The sequence below is a fragment of the Roseobacter sp. AzwK-3b genome (assembly GCF_000170875.1).
Lineage (GTDB): Bacteria > Pseudomonadota > Alphaproteobacteria > Rhodobacterales > Rhodobacteraceae > Roseovarius > Roseovarius litoreus.
The window spans coordinates 96,059-113,076 of sequence record NZ_ABCR01000011.1 but is presented as its reverse complement, the minus strand read 5'-3'; the positions used below and the strand labels follow the sequence as shown (position 1 = coordinate 113,076).

The window sequence follows — 17,018 nt, the reverse complement described above, 5'->3', positions numbered from 1 at the left end:
CTGTGCCGATCGCGCCCTTTATGGGCCTGAACGCGCGGGCGCCGCAAGTGGGGTGGTTGCCCTTGTGGGCGCTTGGTTCTAATTTCGTCGATAAGGAGTGGCTGCCGATGTCTGACAAACGCCTGTCGTTCAAGGAAATGTGCGCGATGTTCGATGTAACGCCGCGCACGCTACGCTATTACGAATATATCGAGCTGATCTTTCCCGAACGAAACGGGCGGTCACGCTTCTATGGCCCCCGCGAAGTGGCCCGGATGACGCTCATCCTGCGCGGGCGCAAATTCGGCTTCGCGCTCGAGGAAATTCGGCAATGGCTGCTGATCTACGAGCATGAGGGCACCGAGGCGCAGATGCGCGCCTGGGTCGAACTGGCCGATCGGCAACTGACCGAACTGGCTGAGCAGAAGGCCCAGCTGGACGACACGATGAACGAATTGCGCGCGCTGCGCGACGAGACCAAGGCGAGCCTGACCTGATCCGGTCTGATCCGGTCCGATATGCCGAGGTTTCCGACATGTCATGGGCGCAAGGCGGCGGATGCACCGCAAGGAAATTTCACTGGGCGCAGCGTTACCTTGCCTGATCTTACGTCAACTTCAAAGTGACGTGACGTAGTTCTTACGTCACCTTCATGAGCTGTTGTAACGATAGCCGTGACGGTCCAATTCGTCGGAAGACACACAATTTGGACATTCAGGATGATGACCGAACAGACAATGACAATCCGGCAGATGTGTGACGCGTTCGACGTCACACCGCGCACCTTGCGGTTTTACGAGGCAAAGGAGCTGTTGTTTCCCCGCCGCGAGGGGCAGAAGCGGCTGTTCACCAAGCGTGACCGCGCCCGGCTCAAGCTGATCCTGCGCGGCAAGCGCTTCGGCTTCCGGCTGGAGGAAATCCGGCAGCTTCTGGATCTTTATGACAAGGGCGACCAGCAGCTGACGCAGCTGACCCGGTCCTACGAGATCGCGCAGGAGCGGCTGGTGGAGCTGGAGCGCCAGCGCGATGAGCTGACCGCCGCGATCGACGACCTGCAGGACCAGATGCGGTGGGGCGAAAAGATGATCGCCTCGATCCGCCAATCGAAAAACGCCGCCGAGTAACGCGGCCCCGATACCAAAGCGCTAAGGGAGAGAACCATGCCCACCTACACCCCGCCCACCAAGGACATGCAGTTCATCCTGCACGATGTGCTCGAGGTCTCGGCCATGCAGGTGCCCGGCTATGACGAGTTGGACCGCGATTTCACCGCCGCCGTGCTGGACGAAGCCGGCAAGATCGCCTCGGACGTGCTGGCGCCGCTGAATGTGGTGGGCGACCGGCAGGGATGCACGCTGGAGAATGGCGTGGTGCGCACGCCTGACGGGTTCAAGGATGCCTTCGACACGCTGCGCGAGGGTGGCTGGACCGCGCTCGATTGCGATCCGGAGTATGGCGGACAGGGGCTGCCCTATCTGATCTCGACATCGGTGGGCGAGATGTTTTCTTCGGCCAACATGGCGTTCAACATGTATCCCGGCCTGACCCATGGCGCCTATAACACGATCCATGCCCATGGCAGCGAGGCGCAGAAGCGCACATACCTGCCCAAGATGGTCACCTGCGAATGGGGAGGCACGATGAACCTGACCGAGCCGCATTGCGGCACCGATCTGGGGCTGATCCGCACGAAGGCCGAACCGGCGGAGGATGGCACCTACAGGATCAGCGGGCAGAAGATCTGGATCTCGGCGGGCGAGCACGACATGTGCGAGAACATCATCCATCTGGTGCTGGCCAAGCTGCCGGATGCGCCCGAGGGGACCAAAGGCATTTCCCTGTTCATCGTGCCGAAATTCCTGGTGAACGAGGATGGCAGCCTTGGCGCGCGCAATGCGCTGTCCTGCGGCGGTCTGGAACAGAAGATGGGCATTCACGGCAATGCCACCTGCGTGATGAATTACGACGGCGCCACAGGGTTTCTGGTGGGCGAGCCGCACAAGGGCATGCGCGCGATGTTCACCATGATGAACGAGGCGCGGCTTGGCGTGGGGCTGCAAGGCTATGCGCAGGGCGAGGTCGCTTATCAGAACGCGCTCGGCTTTGCGCTGGACCGTCTGCAGGGGCGCGACGTGACCGGCACGCAGGCGCCCGACAAGCCCGCCGATCCGATTATCGTGCACCCGGATGTGCGGCGCAATCTGATGGATCAGAAAGCCTTTGTCGAAGGCGCGCGGGCCTTCACCTTCTGGGGGGCGTCACTGCTGGATGCAGGCCACCGCGCAGGCGATGCGCAAGCCGAGCAGATGGTGTCGCTGATGACCCCGGTGATCAAGGGCTTCCTGACCGACAAGGGGTTCGAAACGACCGTACTGGCACAGCAGACGCTTGGCGGATCGGGCTTCACCCGCGAATGGGGGCTGGAGCAATTCGTGCGCGATGCAAGAATCACCATGATCTATGAGGGCACCAACGGCATCCAGGCGCTGGACCTGGTCGGCCGCAAGCTGGCGCAGAACGGCGGCAAGGCGATCATGGCCTTCTTCGAAATGATCAAGGGCTACATCAAAGAGAATTCAGGCCACGACCCCGCCTTCGACGCGCAATTCCTCGAGCCGCTGAAGGCCGCCAGCAAGGACCTGCAGGCGGCGGGCGTGTATTTTATGCAAAACGGCATGAAAAATCCCAACAATGCCCTGTCGGGCAGCTATGATTTCATGCATCTCTTCGGCCATGTCTGCCTTGGGCTAATGTGGGCGCGGATGGCACGCGCCGCCCGACAGGCCCTTGACAGCGGGACGACCGATACCGCCTTCCACGAGGCCAAGATCGCTACGGGACGGCACTACATGACGCGGCACCTGCCGATGACCGCCACGCATCTGGCCCGCATCGAAGCCGGCGGCGACACGGTGATGACGCTGGCGCCGGAACAATTCGCAAGCGCCGCGGGCTGAGCCCGGGCCGCGTTGTGCGACAGGAGGAGAGCCATGCCGAAACGCTTCCGGCTGACACGCCGCTTCAATGCGGCGATGACCGAGGACGGCTATCGCCGCCTGCGCCGCTTCGCGTCCGAGGCCGGGCTGGACGAAGGCGAGGCGCTGTCGTTTCTGTTCGAGAATTTCGACAGCGTGATCGACGAGGACAGTTTCACCCATCGTCTGCGCCTGTTCAATTCCGAGCTTGACGCACGCAAACGCTGAAGGGAGACGGCTCAATGCCAGACCAGGGCGCGCATCGCGAGGGCGTTCTCATTTCTCGGACATATGTGCCAGTCGCGGATGACGCATGCCTCCGGCGGGAGTATTTCGGGAACGATGAAAGCGCAGGGGCTTCGGCCCGTCGCGTCGACCGTCGCTCGGGCCCGCGGCGCGCTTTCGGTTCTGGCATCATGCGTGATGCCGACATACCCCTTTCATCGTTCGGAAAATACTCTGCGGGGGTGTGGGGGTGCAAAACCCCCACCGCGCGGACAGCCAAAGGAAAGACGGCATGACCATTCGGCTTTACTGTTTCGGAGAGAGCGGCAACGCCTACAAGGCGGCGCTGGCGCTGGAGTTGGCGGGACTAGACTGGGAACCGGTATACGTGGATTTTTTCGGCGGCGAGACCCGGGGCGAGGCGTTCCGCAAGCTCAATCCGATGGGCGAGGTGCCGGTGCTTTTGGAGGATGGCGTGACCTTGACGCAATCGGGGGTCATGCAGATGTATGTCACGGAAAAGACGGGCCGGTTCGGAGGTGCCACCCCTGAGGAGGCGCGCGAGGTGATGCGCTGGATGTTCTGGGACAATCACAAGCTCAGCAGTCAGGCGGGGATGACGCGCTTCTTGATGAATTTTCTGCCCGAAGCCAAGCGCCCTGAGGGCGTTATCCCGTTTCTGCAGGGCCGGCTCAAAGCCGCCTACGGGGTGCTCGATGGACATCTGGAAGGGCGGGACTGGATTGTGGGACAGGGCCTGAGCCATGCCGATCTGTCTTGCTGCGGATATCTGTTCTATCCCGAGCCGTTCGGCTTTGAGCGCGCGGACTGGCCGAATATCGACCGGTGGCTTTCGAATATCCAGAGCCTGCCCGGATGGAAACACCCCTATGACCTGATGCCCGGCTCACCAGCCGATCGGGCCTGATCCAAGGAGACCATGATGACCGACGCCTATATCTATGACACCGTGCGCACGCCGCGGGGCAAGGGCCGCAAGGATGGCGCGCTGCACGAGGTGACCAGTGTCCGCCTGTCGGCACTGGTTCTGAACGCGCTGAAGGACCGTAACGGGCTCGAGGGCCATGCGGTCGAGGATGTGATCTGGGGCAATGTCACCCAGGTCAAGGAGCAGGGTGGCTGCCTTGCGCGCACCGCCGTTCTGGCCTCGGATCTGGACGAGGCGATCCCGGGGCTGGCGATCAACCGGTTCTGCGCCTCGGGCATGGAGGCGGTGAACCTTGCCGCCAACCAGGTCAGGGGCGGCGCGGGCGAGGCCTATATCGCGGGCGGCGTCGAGATGATGGGCCGGGTGGCCATGGGCAGCGATGGCGCGGCCATCGCGGTCGATCCCAGCGTGGCGATGGACAGCTATTTCGTCCCACAGGGTATCAGCGCCGATATCATCGCCACGGAATATGGCTTCACCCGGGATCAGGCGGATGCCCTGGCGGTGGAAAGCCAGAACCGCGCCGCGGCCGCCTGGGCCGACGGGCGGTTCGCGCGCTCGATCCTCGAGGTGAAGGACCAGAACGGGCTCACGATCCTTGATCGGGACGAATACATGCGGCCCGGCACGGACATGCAGGCGCTTGGCGCGCTCAAGCCCAGCTTCAAGGAGATGGGCGAGGGCATGCCCGGCTTCGACGCCGTGGCCAAGCTGAAATACCCGCATCTGGAGAGGATCGAGCATATCCACCATGCCGGCAATTCCTCGGGCATCGTTGATGGTGCGGCCGGCGTTCTGGTGGGCTCGAAGGCGTTTGGCGAAAAATGGGGCCTCAAGCCGCGCGCCCGCATCCGCCAGACCACCAAGATCGGCACCGATCCGACGATCATGCTGACCGGTCCGGTGCCGGCCACCGAAAAGGCGCTGCGCGACAGCGGCATGACGATCGGGGATATCGACCTTTTCGAGGTGAACGAGGCGTTTGCCTCGGTCGTGCTGCGCTTCATGCAGGCCTTCGATGTGGACTCGGATGTGGTCAACGTGAATGGCGGCTCGATCGCGATGGGCCATCCGCTTGGCGCGACCGGGGCGATCATCATCGGCACGCTGCTGGACGAGCTGGAGCGCAGCGACCGAGAAGTGGGGCTTGCCACGTTGTGCATCGCATCCGGCATGGGTGCGGCAACGATCATCGAACGCGTCTGAGCGACCGACAGGAGACTGACAGATGACTGATTTCACGATGGAAAAAGGCACCGATGGCGTTGCCGTGATTACCTGGGACGTGCCCGGAAAATCGATGAACGTGATGTCGATGGAGGCCTGGCCACTGCTGGAGCAGCTGATCGACGATGCGCTGGCGGATGAGGCGGTCAAGGGGATCGTCCTGACCTCGGGCAAGGAGGGATCCTTTGCCGGCGGCATGGATCTGAACGTCATCGCGAAGATGAAGGACATGGCGGGCGATGATCCGGCCAAGGGTCTGTTCGAGGGGCTGATGGGGATGCACGCCATCCTGCGCAAGATCGAGCGCGCCGGCATGGACGAGCGCAACAAGGGCGGCAAGCCCATTGCCGCCGCCCTGCCCGGCACGGCGCTTGGCATAGGGCTGGAGATTCCGCTGGCCTGCCACCGGATCTTTGCCGCCGACAATCCCAAGGCCAAGATCGGCCTGCCCGAAATCATGGTCGGCATCTTCCCCGGGGCCGGCGGTACGACGCGGCTGGTGCGCAAGATGGGTGCTATGGCCGCAGCCCCACTTTTGCTGGAGGGCAAGCTGAACGAGCCGAAAAAGGCCAAGTCGGCCGGTGTGATCGACGAGGTCGTGCCCGCGGAGGAATTGCTGGAGCGCGCCAAGGCCTGGGTGCTGGAGGCGACCGACAAGGACATCGTCAAGCCTTGGGACGAGAAGGGCTACAAGATGCCCGGCGGCGAGCCCTATCACCCTGCAGGGTTCATGACCTTCGTGGGCGCGAGCGCCATGGTGAACGGCAAGACCCAAGGCGCCTTTCCCGCAGCCAAGGCACTGCTGAGCGCGGTCTATGAGGGTGCGCTGGTGCCCTTCGACACGGCGCTGAAGATCGAGGCGCGCTGGTTCACCCATGTGCTGATGGATCCATCCTCGGGCGCGATGATCCGCTCGCTCTTCATCAACAAGGAGGCGCTGGAGAAAGGCGCCAATCGACCCGATGTGGCGGACCAGAAGGTGACGAAGCTGGGCGTCATGGGGGCTGGCATGATGGGTGCGGGCATCGCATTGGTATCCGCACAGGCGGGCATCGAGGTGGTCCTGATCGATCAGGAGCAGGCGGCCGCGGATCGCGGCAAGGCCTATGCTGCCGACTACATGGACAAGGGTATCAAGCGCGGCAAGGCCACCGAGGACAAGAAGACCGCCCTGCTCGAGCGGATCACTGCGACCACGGATTACAGCGCACTTAAGGGGTGCGATCTGGTGATCGAAGCGGTGTTCGAAGATCCCGGCATCAAGGCCGAGGTCACCCGAAAGGTGCTGGAGGTGGTGGGCGACGACTGCATCTTTGCCACCAACACCTCGACCTTGCCGATCTCGGAGCTGGCCCGCGCCAGCGATCGCCCCGAGCAGTTCATCGGAATTCATTTCTTCTCGCCGGTCGAGAAGATGTATCTGGTCGAGATCATCAAGGGCGCGAAAACCGGCGAGCGGGCCGTGGCCAAGGCGCTGGATTATGTCCGACAGATCCGCAAGACGCCCATCGTGGTCAATGATGCGCGGTTCTTCTACGCCAACCGCTGCATCATTCCCTATATAAACGAGGGCATCCGCATGGTGGCCGAAGGCGTGGCGCCTGCGCTCATCGACAATGCGGCGCGGCAGCTTGGCTTCCCGGTGGGGCCGCTGCAACTGGTAGACGAGACCTCGATCGACCTTGGCGCCAAGATCGCCCGCGCGACAAAGGCCGCGATGGGCGATGCCTATCCCGATGCGGCGGTCGATGAGGTGATCTTCTGGATGGAGGGCGAGGGGCGTCTGGGGCGCAAGGCCAATGCCGGGTTCTTCGATTATGACGACAAGGGCAAGCGGCAGGGCTATTGGCCGGGACTGACGGCGCAATATCCGCTGGCCGAAGACCAGCCCGATCTCACCACCGTGCAGCACCGCTTGATGTTCGCACAGGTGCTTGAAGCGGTCCGGGCGCTGGAAGAGGGCGTGCTCGAGGATATCCGCGAAGGCGATGTGGGCGCGATCCTTGGCTGGGGCTTTGCGCCGTGGTCGGGCGGGCCATTCAGTTGGCTCGACATCATCGGCACGCCTTATGCCGCAGAGCGTTGCGACGCGCTGGAGGCGGCCCATGGCCCGCGTTTCGCCTGCCCTGCGCTGCTGCGCGAGATGGCCGATAAAAAACCAGAGCTTCTACAAGCGGTTCGACAGCGGGGCAAAGGCGGCCTGACACCTAGCCCCCCTACCCGATCCCCCTGCGCGCATTGATGAAAGGCGCGCAGGGGCACTGGCCGGGGTCAGAACGCGTAGCCGAACCGCGCGATGTCCTCCGAGCAAAGACGCGCCACCGTTTCGGCGTCTGCGTCGCTATATGCCTCCCGGTAATCGGCGGTGCGGTCCGAGCGGTTCTCATGCGTCAGGTCCAGCCGGAAGCCCAGATGCGCCCAGAGAGGGTCCGTATCCTCGTCCAGATGTTCGAGGCGGATAAAGGCGCGACAGTGTTCCCTGCCATCGGGGCCACGCATGTAGCTTCCATAGGGCGCGGCACGCAGCGAGGCGGCAGTGTGCGGGTGGTTCAGGAAAGCGCTGAAATCGAGCTTTTTCGCAAGCGTCACCGCGGGATGATCGAAGCTTTGCCGGCGTAGCCATGTGTAATAGCTCACCATCCGGTCCCAGGGGTTGCGCACCATGGTGAAGGTGAAGGCGCCCGCAATCTGCTCGGGGGGGACCAGACCCACGATATCCGACAGTGTCGAATGTTTCCAAAGCCGCCCCGCCGCCTGCGCCCCGTCAAGCCGGCGGCGGCGCTTGCGCGCCTTGGGGGTATCGCCGATCAGGATGTCATCGGCCATGGCCCGCCCCTCGAGCGCCAGCGCCATCGAGGTGCCGCCCGTTTTGGGGATATGCACGAAGATGTAATTGCGCCCGCCCGAGATGATCATGCCCAAGGCTAGGCCCGGCGCGGTCTGCGCACAATAGCCTTGGCGACGGGCATGCAATTGTCTGACATTTGAAATTGATTGCGGCGGCAAAAGCAATATCCTCCGCTGAACGCGGTGGACGGGGAATCAGGGAGGATCGATATGGGCTGGATGGCGGATGAGACCGGGCTGGATAAATGCTTGGCCAATTTCGTGGCACTGACGCCGCTGTCGCATCTGCAACGCGCGGCCCGGCTGTTTCCCGATCACGAGGCGGTCGTCTATCGCGGGTTTCGCAAGACCTATGCCGAGTATCACGACCGCTGCACGCGGCTGGCCTCGGCGCTGGTCAAGCTGGGGGTGACGCCCGGCGATGTGGTGGCCACGCTGCTGCCCAACCTGCCCGCCCATGCCGAGGCGCATTTCGGCGTGCCGGCCTGTGGCGCGGTGCTGAACACGATCAATACGCGGCTCGAGGCGGACACCATCGCCTATATCCTCGATCATGGCGGGGCAAAGGTGCTGCTGGTCGATCCGCAATTCCTGCCGGTCGCGGCCGAAGCCATCGACATGATGGATGGCCCGGCCCCCACCGTGATCGAGGTAGCCGACGATCAGGCCGGAGCCCATGCGCATGGGCACTACATGGAATACGAAGAGCTTCTGGCGAGCGGCGACCCGGCGTTTGAGTGGATCATGCCCGAGGATGAATGGGAAAGCCTTGCGCTGAACTATACATCGGGCACCACGGGACGGCCCAAGGGCGTGGTCTGTCACCATCGCGGCGCGTATCTCATGACCATGGGAACCGCGATCAGCTGGCCGATGCCGCGCCATGCCCGCTACCTGACCATCGTGCCGCTGTTTCATTGCAACAACTGGAACCACACTTGGATGATGCCAATGGTCGGCGGCACGGTCATCTGCTGTCGCGACATCACCGCAAGCGCGATCTATGACGCGATCGCCGACGAAGGCGTGACCCATTTCGGCGCGGCGCCCATCGTGCTCAATACCATCGTCAACGCCAAGCCCGAGGACCGCCGCGACTTCGATCACGTGGTCGAGGTGTTCACCGCGGGCGCCCCACCGCCCGCCGCAACCCTGCGCGCAATCGAGCCATTGGGCTTTCAGGTGACCCAGGTCTATGGGCTGACTGAAACCTATGGTCACGTGACCGAGTGCCTCTGGCAGACCCGGTGGGACGGGTTGGCCGATGACGACCGCTACGCGATCAAGGCACGCACCGGGGTCTTGATGCCGATGATGGAGGACATCACGGCGATGGATCCCGAAACCATGATCCAAACCCCAATGGACGGGACCACGCAGGGCGAGATCATGATCCGCGGCAATGCGGTGATGAAAGGTTATCTGAAGAATCCGAAAGCCACTGAAGAGGCGTTCCGGGGCGGTTATTTCCATTCGGGCGATATCGCGGTGCAGCATCCAGACGGCTATCTGCAGATCGCCGACCGGGCAAAGGATATCATCATCTCAGGCGGCGAGAATATCAGCTCGGTCGAGGTGGAGGGCGTGTTGATGATGCATCCGGCGGTTCTGCTCTGCGCGGTGGTCGCCAAGCCCGACGAGAAATGGGGCGAGGTGCCCTGCGCCTTTGTCGAGATCAAGGACGGCGCCGACACCACGGAGGCCGAGTTGATCGCCTTCGCCCGCCACAGGCTGGCGGGGTTCAAGACGCCCAAGCGCGTGGAGTTCCGCGAGTTGCCCAAGACATCGACCGGGAAAATCCAGAAATTCGAGCTGCGCAAGCTGGCCCGAGAGCTGTGAGCGGGCCGCGCCGGTCTGCGCGCTTGGCGATGGACGGGGCGCGCGGGCACATGCTATCGTGGCGAGGCAAGAGGCAGAGCAGGCCCACGACACCAGCATGACCGCACTGAGCGAATACCAGAGGCTTGAAGCATCGGGCCTGTGGCGCGCCTCGCCAGAGGATCAGCGCAGTGATGTCATCGTGTCGATCGGAGAGTCGAGCCTGGTCATCTGCAACATCCGCGAAAAACCTTTGGCGCATTGGTCTCTGGCGGCGATCCAGCGGGCCAATCCGGGACGGATGCCCGCGATTTATCACCCCGACGGAGACCCCGGCGAGACGCTGGAGCTGGCCGAAGACGAAGACGCGATGATCGAGGCGATCGAAAAGCTCCGCGCCGCGGTCGAGCGCCGTCGCCCGCATCCGGGCCGGTTGCGTCTGGTGATGTTGGGCGCCTCGTTTCTGGCGGTGGTTGCGCTGGCGGTGTTCTGGCTGCCGGGGGCGGCACGGCATCACGCGCTGACGGTGGTGCCCGATGTCAAGCGCGCCGAGATCGGCGCCGATCTGATGGGACACCTTCAACGGATCACCGGCCCGGCCTGCCGCAGCACCGAAGGGCGCACGGCGCTGAACCGTCTGGCGCGGCGGCTGCCTGCGCCGCGCGGTCCGGGGCGGCTCGACGTGGTGCGCAGCGGCGTCAGGACGACGATCCATTTACCAGGCGGCACGATCCTCATCAATCGCACCCTTGTCGAAGATCACGAAGAGCCTGACGTGGTTGCGGGCTATATCGTGGCGGAACGGCTGCGCGCGCAACTGACCGATCCGCTGGACGATCTGCTGAGCCATGCAGGGTTCCGGGCCACGTTCCGGCTGCTGACCACCGGCCAGATCGATCCCGCCTCGCTCGAGGCCTATGCGCAGCACCTGCTGAAGCGCCCGCGCCCGCAAGCCGAGACCGACAGTCTGATCGAAGCGTTCGGGGCCTGGCGCGTGCGTTCGACGCCTTATGCCTATGCGCTGGACATCTCGGGCGAGTCGACGCTGCCTCTGATTGAGGCCGATCCCTTTGCCGGCGACGCGCCCGAGCCGCTGCTCAGCGATGCGGACTGGCTGAGACTGCAGGGCATCTGCGGCGGCTGAGGCACGCCTTGTGGCCGTATTAGCCATTTGCATCGCGGGTCGCTTGGCCTAAACCTTGGCCGGAATATGGTGCCAAGGCATAAGGATCGCACATGACAAAGACGATGATCGGGGTAATCGGGGGATCGGGCCTCTATGAGATCGACGGGCTGGAAGGCGCGGAATGGATCACCGTGGACAGCCCTTGGGGCGCGCCGTCAGATGCGATCCTGACCGGCCGGCTTGACGGCGTGGCGATGGCCTTTCTGCCGCGCCATGGACGGGGCCATGTGCATTCGCCCTCCACGGTGCCCTACCGCGCCAATATCGATGCGCTCAAGCGACTTGGCGTGACCGACGTGATCGCGGTCAGTGCCAGCGGATCGTTTCGCGAAGAGATGGCGCCGGGCGATTTCGTCGTGGTGGATCAGTTCATCGACCGCACCTTCGCGCGCGAGAAAAGCTTTTTCGGCACCGGCTGCGTGGGCCATGTCAGCGTGGCGTATCCCACCTGTCCCCGGCTTGGCGCGGCCTGTGTATCGGCGGCGCGCGACGCGGGCATCACCGTCCATGAGGGTGGCACCTATCTGGCGATGGAAGGCCCGCAATTCAGCACTCTGGCGGAATCGCGGATGTATCGCGAGGTTTGGGGCGCGGATGTGATCGGCATGACCAACATGCCCGAAGCCAAGCTCGCCCGTGAGGCAGAGCTATGCTACGCCTCGGTTGCTATGATAACCGATTACGACAGTTGGCACCCCGATCATGGCGAGGTGGATGTCGCGCAGATCATCGCCACCCTGATGGGCAATGCCGACAAGGGCCGCGACATGGTGCGCCGCCTGCCCGCCCTGTTGGGGGCTGAGCGCGCCCCCTGCCCGCATGGCTGCGACCGGGCGCTCGAGAATGCGATCCTGACCGCGCCCGGCGCACGCGACCCCGAGCTCGTTGCACGGCTCGATGCGGTTGCGGGCCGCGTGCTGTGAGCAACGCGGTCACCAGCGCATGAGGGGACCCCGATGAAGCGCGATCTCATCCTGAAATATGCCAAGACCTCGGGCAAGGGGATCGAGGTTGCCCCCTATTTCAATCCCATCCTGACCAAGCGCGAGGGGCATGATCTTCTGATCATGGACGTGTTCGACACCGAAACGCTGCGCGACCGGGTCCGCGACGATCCGCTGATCGACAGCGCGCGTGCCGCCGAGATCGAAGAGGTGGATCTGGTGGGCGACGCCTCACGCCTTGGCGAGGTGATTGCAAAGGCGGGGTTGCAGGGGAGCATTGATTATATCGTCTCGTCCCATAATTTCGAGCATTTGCCCAACCCAATCCTGTTTCTGCGCGGCGCCGGTGAGGCGCTGGCACCGGGCGGCGTTCTGAGCATGGCAGTCCCCGATTGCCGCGCCAGTTTCGATCATTTCCGGATGCCCACAAGGCTGTCGGACTGGCTGGCCGCCTATCACGAGGACCGCCGCCAACCCAGCCCAGAAACCGTGATGGACAGCGCCGCGAACCAATCGGCCTATATCCGCGACGGCAAAGCGACGCCGGGATGCAATCTGGCCTATGACGATCCCGCAGGGTTCGAGCCGGATCGGAACCTTGCGCAGGCCTATGCGGATTATGTCGCCTCAAGGGAGGCGCCCGGAGACTATCGCGACACGCATTGCAACGTTTTCTTCCCCGAAAGCCTTGAGTTGATGCTGCGCGATCTGCGGTATCTGGGGCTGATCGAGCTGGACGTGATCGAGGTCAGCCAGACCCGAGGGCTGGAATTCTTCGTGCATCTGCGCAAGCCCGAGACGCTGCAGGATATCCCCGACGAGACGTTCTATGCGCAGCGCAAGGCACTGCTGACCGCAATGTCGCGCGGGCTTGGCACCGCAGGGTTCGGGCTGGGGCCGGTGGCAGGGCTGCGGCGCGCGATCACCGGGCGGCTGAACAATTGGCGCATCCGCCTCAAGCACCGACGCAAGGCCCGTAAGACCCACTGAGCCGGACCCATGGCGGGACAGCGTGCTTGCATGGCCGGGCCGCTTGGGCCAAACACCTCGATGAGACTTTCTGCTCCAGAGGCCAACCAATGCCCGTGACCCGCACCGTCAAGGATTACATCCGCACCATCGTCGATTTCCCCCATGAGGGGATCATGTTCCGCGATGTGACCACGCTTTTTGCCGATCCGCGCGGGTTTCGCATGGCGATCGACCAGATGCTGCATCCTTATGCCGGTCTGCGGATCGACAAGGTGGTGGGTCTGGAGGCGCGCGGTTTCATTTTGGGCGGCGCGATCGCGCATCAGCTGTCGCTTGGCTTCGTGCCGATCCGCAAGAAGGGCAAGCTGCCCGGCGCTGTGATCTCGGAGGAGTATCAGCTGGAATATGGCGAGGCGATCGTCGAAATCCACGACGATGCGATCCAGCCCGGAGAAAAGGTGCTGCTGGTCGACGATCTTCTGGCCACGGGCGGCACCGCCGAGGCGGGCATCAAGCTGGTTGAACGGCTGGGTGGTGAAATCATGGGCTGCGCCTTCGTGATCGACCTCCCCGAGCTTGGAGGGCGCGAACGGCTGGAGACGATGGGCATGGATGTGCACGCGCTTTGCGCGTTCGAGGGCGCTTGAGCCATCGTGCCGCGGGCTGAGGCCAAACCGGGCAAAGGCGCGGATCGCCGGGCCTGTCACACGCCGTAATAGTCGCGGTACCACGCCACGAAGCGCGCGATCCCGTCGCGCATGTCGGTTTGCGGCTTGTAGCCGGTCAAGCGCTGCAGCAAGGACGCGTCCGCCCAAGTCGCCGGCACATCGCCTTTCTGCATCTCCATCAGGTTGCGCTGCGCCTTGACGCCAAGCGCATCCTCGATCGCCTCGACGAAATCCAGCAACCGAACGCTGGTCGAGTTGCCGATATTGACCACCCGCCAAGGCGCCACCGGCGACAGGCTGTCGCCTTCGGCGATATCGGCAGGTGTTGCGGGGCGCTCGGGCGCCGCGTCGATCAGCAGCCGGATCGCGCGCACCAGATCGTCGACATAGGTGAAGTCGCGATACATGTCGCCGTGATTGTAGATGTCGATCGGCCGGCCATTGAGGATCGCGTCGGTGAACTTGAAATAGGCCATGTCGGGCCGTCCCCAGGGACCATAGACCGTGAAGAAGCGGAACATCGTGGTCGGCACACCCCACAGATGCGCATAGGCATGCGCCATCGCTTCGCTCGCCTTCTTGGTCGCGGCATAGATGGTCATCTGGGTGTCGGCCTTCATCGTCTCGGCATAGGGCATTTGCGTTTCGGCGCCATAGACCGAGCTGGTCGAGGCCATCAGAAGGTGGCGCACCTCATGCCGGCGCGCGGCCTCCATCACGTTGAAACTGCCGATCACATTGGCATCCAGATAGGCGCGCGGGTTTTCAAGGCTGTAGCGCACCCCGGCCTGAGCGGCGAGATGCACGATCACGTCCGGCGCACAGGCATCCACCGCACGATCCAGCGCGGCGGTGTCTTCCAGCATCGCTTGCGTGGCGGTGAAGCCGGGTTTGCCGGACAGGATCGCATGGCGGCGCTGCTTGAGTGTGATGTCGTAATAATCCGTCATCCCGTCGAAGCCATGCACCTCGACCCCTTCATCGAGCAGCAGGGCGGCGAGGTGAAAGCCGATGAAACCCGCCGTGCCGGTGATGAAAACCCGTGTCATGCCGCTTGCCCCCAGCTGTCATTGCCCGATCCACTGAGCGATAACGGCTGGCGCGCCACCGCACAAGCCGCATGCGCCGCCGGCACGCGGCCTATGGCCTTTGTCCGCGATCTCGACCAGACTGCGTGGCGCAGATAACGGCAAGACCAAGAGCACAATCAAGACCAGGACAATGACCTTTACCTCCCGACATCATGTGGTGATCGGTGACGGCGCCAGCGCCGCCGCATTCGCCGAAATGGCCCCGCTTGGACCCGGTGACCGGCTGACCGTGATCGGCCGCGACACCGCCAATCTGGGCCGGGGGCTTGCCTATGGCGACCATCCCGAGGACGCGCCGTGGCGCTATGCCTATCTGCTGAATTCCCCATCCGCCGCGGTGCTCCCTGCCTTCGCGGAAGATCTCGAAGCGCGATGGTCCGACCTGGCCGAGCGCATGGCAGGCCGCAAGCCCGACTGGCTGGGGTTCGGATCAGACCATATCGCGGCGGGCGACTACGCTGCGCTTTTTGCCCCCAGGGCGATCTTTGGCGATTACCTGAGCAGGCTTGTGCGGGACGGGTTGGAGCGGCACCGCGCGGCGGGCGTGCAGGTGACGTTCATCGACGATGAGGTCACCGGGCTCGATCACGACGGGTCCGGCTGCACGGTGCGCCGCGCCAAGGGCGCGCCGCTGAATGCGAGCCATGTGGATCTCGCCCCCGGCACGCCTGCAATGGATGCGTTTTGCGCCGATGCGGGGCCAGCCGCCTTTCCAATGCTCTATGGCAACGAGGCCGCCATCGCCGACCGGCTGCGCCCCGACCAGCCAGTGATCTGTGTGGGGGCCAATGCCGCGATGCTCGATGTGCTGCGGTTTCTGCAATCGGTGATGGACGAGTCCACGATCCGCATGATCGTCATATCCGCCACCGGTCTGCGCCCCGAGCCGCTGATCTGGCACCGCCCGCGCAGACCCGCCGTGACGCCGCGGATCACCGGACCTTTCGACACCTGCGCCACTCTGATGGAAGCCGTCGATGCCGAAATCGCCCGGCTGCGCCGCGACGAGGGCGCGACCATGTCCGAGCTGCGCCCCGGCTTCAAAGCCTGGCTCACACAGGAGCGGCTCTCCGCGCTGCTGCCCGACATGGCGGAGCGGCGGCGCGTCACACATTCTCTGGAACGCCGGTTTCGCCGCGGCACGCATGACAGCATCGCCGATTACACGCGCCTGACAAAGGCAGGTCAGATCACCGATATCATCGCGCGCGCCAAGGATGTGCGCCCCTCGCCCCTCGGGGCGCAGGTCCGCGTGACCAACGCCGATGGAGATACCGAAAGCCTTGATGCGCCCGTGGTGATCAACTGTGCCGGTCCCGGCCCGCGGCTCGCCCTTGATCCGCTGAGTAAAAGCCTTGTGGCGCGCGGTTGGCTTGGCCTTGGCCCTGACGAGGCCGGCGTGACCACCGGGCCGGGGCTGCGTGCGGGGCCGGAGGGAATGCGCTATCTCGCACCGACCGTGACAGAGGTGGGCGATACCGTGGCGCCCTTTCCGCTCTTCGATCTGGGTGGGCTGCGCGATGAGGTGGCCCGCGCCAACAGGTTGGACTGACACGAGAGGCAGAGTGACCCCGCCCGCATCTGGACATGGGCGCGATTGCGCATAGGGTAGAACCATCCGATATCAGACATGGACACGCAGCCTCATGCAGACCCGCCTGCGCCCCGGAGAGCAGACCGCAGAGATCCCCGATGCATCAGACGCATCGCTTTATTTCATTGGGCGCATCCACACGCCCTGGACCACGCGCGACCAATGCCCCCGGCAAGGGCGCAGCGATGGTCCGGAATGCCGGATCGAAATCTTCGCGCCATGGGATCGCGCGCTTACCGGGATCGAGGCCTATGGGCGGCTCGAGATCCTCTATTGGTTGGATCGCTCGCGCCGCGACCTGATCCTGCAGAACCCGAAATCGGATGGTGAGCGTTATTTCGGCACCTTCGCGCTGCGCTCGCCGCAACGGCCCAACCCGATCGGCACATCGCTTGTGACGCTGGAACGGGTGGAGGGCAGCAGCCTGATCGTGCGCGGGCTTGACTGCCTTGACGGAACGCCCCTGATCGACGTGAAGCCCGACCGCTGCGAGTTCACGCCCAAGGCGCCCGACAAACCCGGCGTGACCTAAGACAGGGACAG

Annotated in this window: 15 protein-coding genes and 1 pseudogene; 14 read left to right on the top strand and 2 right to left on the bottom strand. The window is 63.9% G+C overall.

Features of this window, described 5'->3' with window-relative positions:
- Nucleotides 1-107 precede the first annotated feature (107 nt).
- The 7 genes and pseudogenes from RAZWK3B_RS17000 to RAZWK3B_RS16970 all read left to right on the top strand — a co-directional run bounded on the left by RAZWK3B_RS17000 (nt 108) and on the right by RAZWK3B_RS16970 (nt 7,559).
- Nucleotides 108-476, top strand: a complete 369-nt coding sequence (locus RAZWK3B_RS17000) for a MerR family transcriptional regulator (protein ID WP_007817325.1) — start codon at nt 108-110, stop codon at nt 474-476.
- Between the two features lie 225 nt (nt 477-701).
- Entirely contained in the window at nt 702-1,103 is a 402-nt protein-coding gene (locus RAZWK3B_RS16995) for a MerR family transcriptional regulator (protein WP_037296169.1), read from the top strand.
- 36 nt (nt 1,104-1,139) lie between these two features.
- Nucleotides 1,140-2,936: an acyl-CoA dehydrogenase C-terminal domain-containing protein gene (locus RAZWK3B_RS16990; RefSeq protein WP_007817320.1), complete on the top strand. Its 1,797-nt coding sequence runs from the start codon at nt 1,140-1,142 to the stop codon at nt 2,934-2,936.
- Between the two features lie 33 nt (nt 2,937-2,969).
- The gene (locus RAZWK3B_RS16985) at nt 2,970-3,182 is read left to right on the top strand and encodes a hypothetical protein (protein WP_007817319.1); all 213 of its coding nucleotides are present in this window, start codon (nt 2,970-2,972) and stop codon (nt 3,180-3,182) included.
- Between the two features lie 289 nt (nt 3,183-3,471).
- Nucleotides 3,472-4,107: a glutathione S-transferase family protein gene (locus RAZWK3B_RS16980; RefSeq protein WP_007817316.1), complete on the top strand. Its 636-nt coding sequence runs from the start codon at nt 3,472-3,474 to the stop codon at nt 4,105-4,107.
- Nucleotides 4,108-4,122: 15 nt separating this feature from the next.
- Nucleotides 4,123-5,334 carry an acetyl-CoA C-acetyltransferase gene (locus RAZWK3B_RS16975; protein WP_037296167.1) on the top strand — a complete coding sequence of 404 codons (1,212 nt, stop codon included), beginning with the start codon at nt 4,123-4,125 and terminating at the stop codon, nt 5,332-5,334.
- Between the two features lie 22 nt (nt 5,335-5,356).
- A pseudogene (locus tag RAZWK3B_RS16970) lies at nt 5,357-7,559 on the top strand (3-hydroxyacyl-CoA dehydrogenase NAD-binding domain-containing protein).
- A 67-nt stretch (nt 7,560-7,626) separates the two neighbouring features.
- Here the strand turns inward: RAZWK3B_RS16970 and RAZWK3B_RS16965 are convergent.
- Entirely contained in the window at nt 7,627-8,271 is a 645-nt protein-coding gene (locus tag RAZWK3B_RS16965; RefSeq protein WP_037296144.1) for a sulfotransferase family 2 domain-containing protein, read from the bottom strand.
- Between the two features lie 141 nt (nt 8,272-8,412).
- On the opposite strand from RAZWK3B_RS16965, the gene RAZWK3B_RS16960 reads away from it, so the two are divergent.
- The 5 genes from RAZWK3B_RS16960 to RAZWK3B_RS16940 all read left to right on the top strand — a co-directional run bounded on the left by RAZWK3B_RS16960 (nt 8,413) and on the right by RAZWK3B_RS16940 (nt 13,769).
- On the top strand, nt 8,413-10,041 hold the full coding sequence (locus RAZWK3B_RS16960) for an AMP-binding protein (protein ID WP_007817308.1): 1,629 nt from the start codon (nt 8,413-8,415) through the stop codon (nt 10,039-10,041).
- A gap of 97 nt (nt 10,042-10,138) precedes the next feature.
- Nucleotides 10,139-11,164 carry a M48 family metalloprotease gene (locus RAZWK3B_RS16955; RefSeq protein WP_007817305.1) on the top strand — a complete coding sequence of 342 codons (1,026 nt, stop codon included), beginning with the start codon at nt 10,139-10,141 and terminating at the stop codon, nt 11,162-11,164.
- A 92-nt stretch (nt 11,165-11,256) separates the two neighbouring features.
- Entirely contained in the window at nt 11,257-12,129 is an 873-nt protein-coding gene (locus tag RAZWK3B_RS16950) for an S-methyl-5'-thioadenosine phosphorylase (protein ID WP_007817302.1), read from the top strand.
- A gap of 33 nt (nt 12,130-12,162) precedes the next feature.
- Nucleotides 12,163-13,140 carry a methyltransferase domain-containing protein gene (locus RAZWK3B_RS16945; RefSeq protein ID WP_007817300.1) on the top strand — a complete coding sequence of 326 codons (978 nt, stop codon included), beginning with the start codon at nt 12,163-12,165 and terminating at the stop codon, nt 13,138-13,140.
- 89 nt (nt 13,141-13,229) lie between these two features.
- On the top strand, nt 13,230-13,769 hold the full coding sequence (locus RAZWK3B_RS16940; protein WP_007817298.1) for an adenine phosphoribosyltransferase: 540 nt from the start codon (nt 13,230-13,232) through the stop codon (nt 13,767-13,769).
- A 56-nt stretch (nt 13,770-13,825) separates the two neighbouring features.
- Here the strand turns inward: RAZWK3B_RS16940 and RAZWK3B_RS16935 are convergent, their stop codons facing one another.
- Complete coding sequence (locus RAZWK3B_RS16935; protein ID WP_007817296.1) at nt 13,826-14,839, bottom strand: NAD-dependent epimerase/dehydratase family protein; 1,014 nt, start codon at nt 14,837-14,839, stop codon at nt 13,826-13,828.
- Between the two features lie 172 nt (nt 14,840-15,011).
- Here RAZWK3B_RS16935 and RAZWK3B_RS16930 point away from each other — a divergent pair, with 172 nt between their 5' ends.
- The gene (locus tag RAZWK3B_RS16930) at nt 15,012-16,433 is read left to right on the top strand and encodes an FAD/NAD(P)-binding protein (protein WP_007817295.1); all 1,422 of its coding nucleotides are present in this window, start codon (nt 15,012-15,014) and stop codon (nt 16,431-16,433) included.
- Between the two features lie 94 nt (nt 16,434-16,527).
- Nucleotides 16,528-17,007 (top strand): tRNA (N6-threonylcarbamoyladenosine(37)-N6)-methyltransferase TrmO, encoded by a 480-nt coding sequence (gene tsaA, locus RAZWK3B_RS16925; protein ID WP_007817293.1) that lies wholly within the window; start codon nt 16,528-16,530, stop codon nt 17,005-17,007.
- The last annotated feature ends 11 nt before the right edge of the window (nt 17,008-17,018 follow it).

What these genes read in the sequence shown, in the direction of transcription:
- RAZWK3B_RS16940 (WP_007817298.1), top strand. Translation starts at nt 13,230, where the DNA reads ATGCCCGTGACCCGCACCGTCAAGGATTACATCCGCACCATCGTCGAT.
- RAZWK3B_RS16960 (WP_007817308.1), top strand. Translation starts at nt 8,413, where the DNA reads ATGGGCTGGATGGCGGATGAGACCGGGCTGGATAAATGCTTGGCCAAT.
- tsaA (WP_007817293.1), top strand. Translation starts at nt 16,528, where the DNA reads ATGCAGACCCGCCTGCGCCCCGGAGAGCAGACCGCAGAGATCCCCGAT.
- RAZWK3B_RS16930 (WP_007817295.1), top strand. Translation starts at nt 15,012, where the DNA reads ATGACCTTTACCTCCCGACATCATGTGGTGATCGGTGACGGCGCCAGC.
- RAZWK3B_RS16955 (WP_007817305.1), top strand. Translation starts at nt 10,139, where the DNA reads ATGACCGCACTGAGCGAATACCAGAGGCTTGAAGCATCGGGCCTGTGG.
- RAZWK3B_RS17000 (WP_007817325.1), top strand. Translation starts at nt 108, where the DNA reads ATGTCTGACAAACGCCTGTCGTTCAAGGAAATGTGCGCGATGTTCGAT.
- RAZWK3B_RS16995 (WP_037296169.1), top strand. Translation starts at nt 702, where the DNA reads ATGACCGAACAGACAATGACAATCCGGCAGATGTGTGACGCGTTCGAC.
- RAZWK3B_RS16935 (WP_007817296.1), bottom strand. Translation starts at nt 14,839, where the DNA reads ATGACACGGGTTTTCATCACCGGCACGGCGGGTTTCATCGGCTTTCAC.
- RAZWK3B_RS16945 (WP_007817300.1), top strand. Translation starts at nt 12,163, where the DNA reads ATGAAGCGCGATCTCATCCTGAAATATGCCAAGACCTCGGGCAAGGGG.
- RAZWK3B_RS16980 (WP_007817316.1), top strand. Translation starts at nt 3,472, where the DNA reads ATGACCATTCGGCTTTACTGTTTCGGAGAGAGCGGCAACGCCTACAAG.
- RAZWK3B_RS16965 (WP_037296144.1), bottom strand. Translation starts at nt 8,271, where the DNA reads ATGATCATCTCGGGCGGGCGCAATTACATCTTCGTGCATATCCCCAAA.
- RAZWK3B_RS16975 (WP_037296167.1), top strand. Translation starts at nt 4,123, where the DNA reads ATGACCGACGCCTATATCTATGACACCGTGCGCACGCCGCGGGGCAAG.
- RAZWK3B_RS16985 (WP_007817319.1), top strand. Translation starts at nt 2,970, where the DNA reads ATGCCGAAACGCTTCCGGCTGACACGCCGCTTCAATGCGGCGATGACC.
- RAZWK3B_RS16950 (WP_007817302.1), top strand. Translation starts at nt 11,257, where the DNA reads ATGACAAAGACGATGATCGGGGTAATCGGGGGATCGGGCCTCTATGAG.
- RAZWK3B_RS16990 (WP_007817320.1), top strand. Translation starts at nt 1,140, where the DNA reads ATGCCCACCTACACCCCGCCCACCAAGGACATGCAGTTCATCCTGCAC.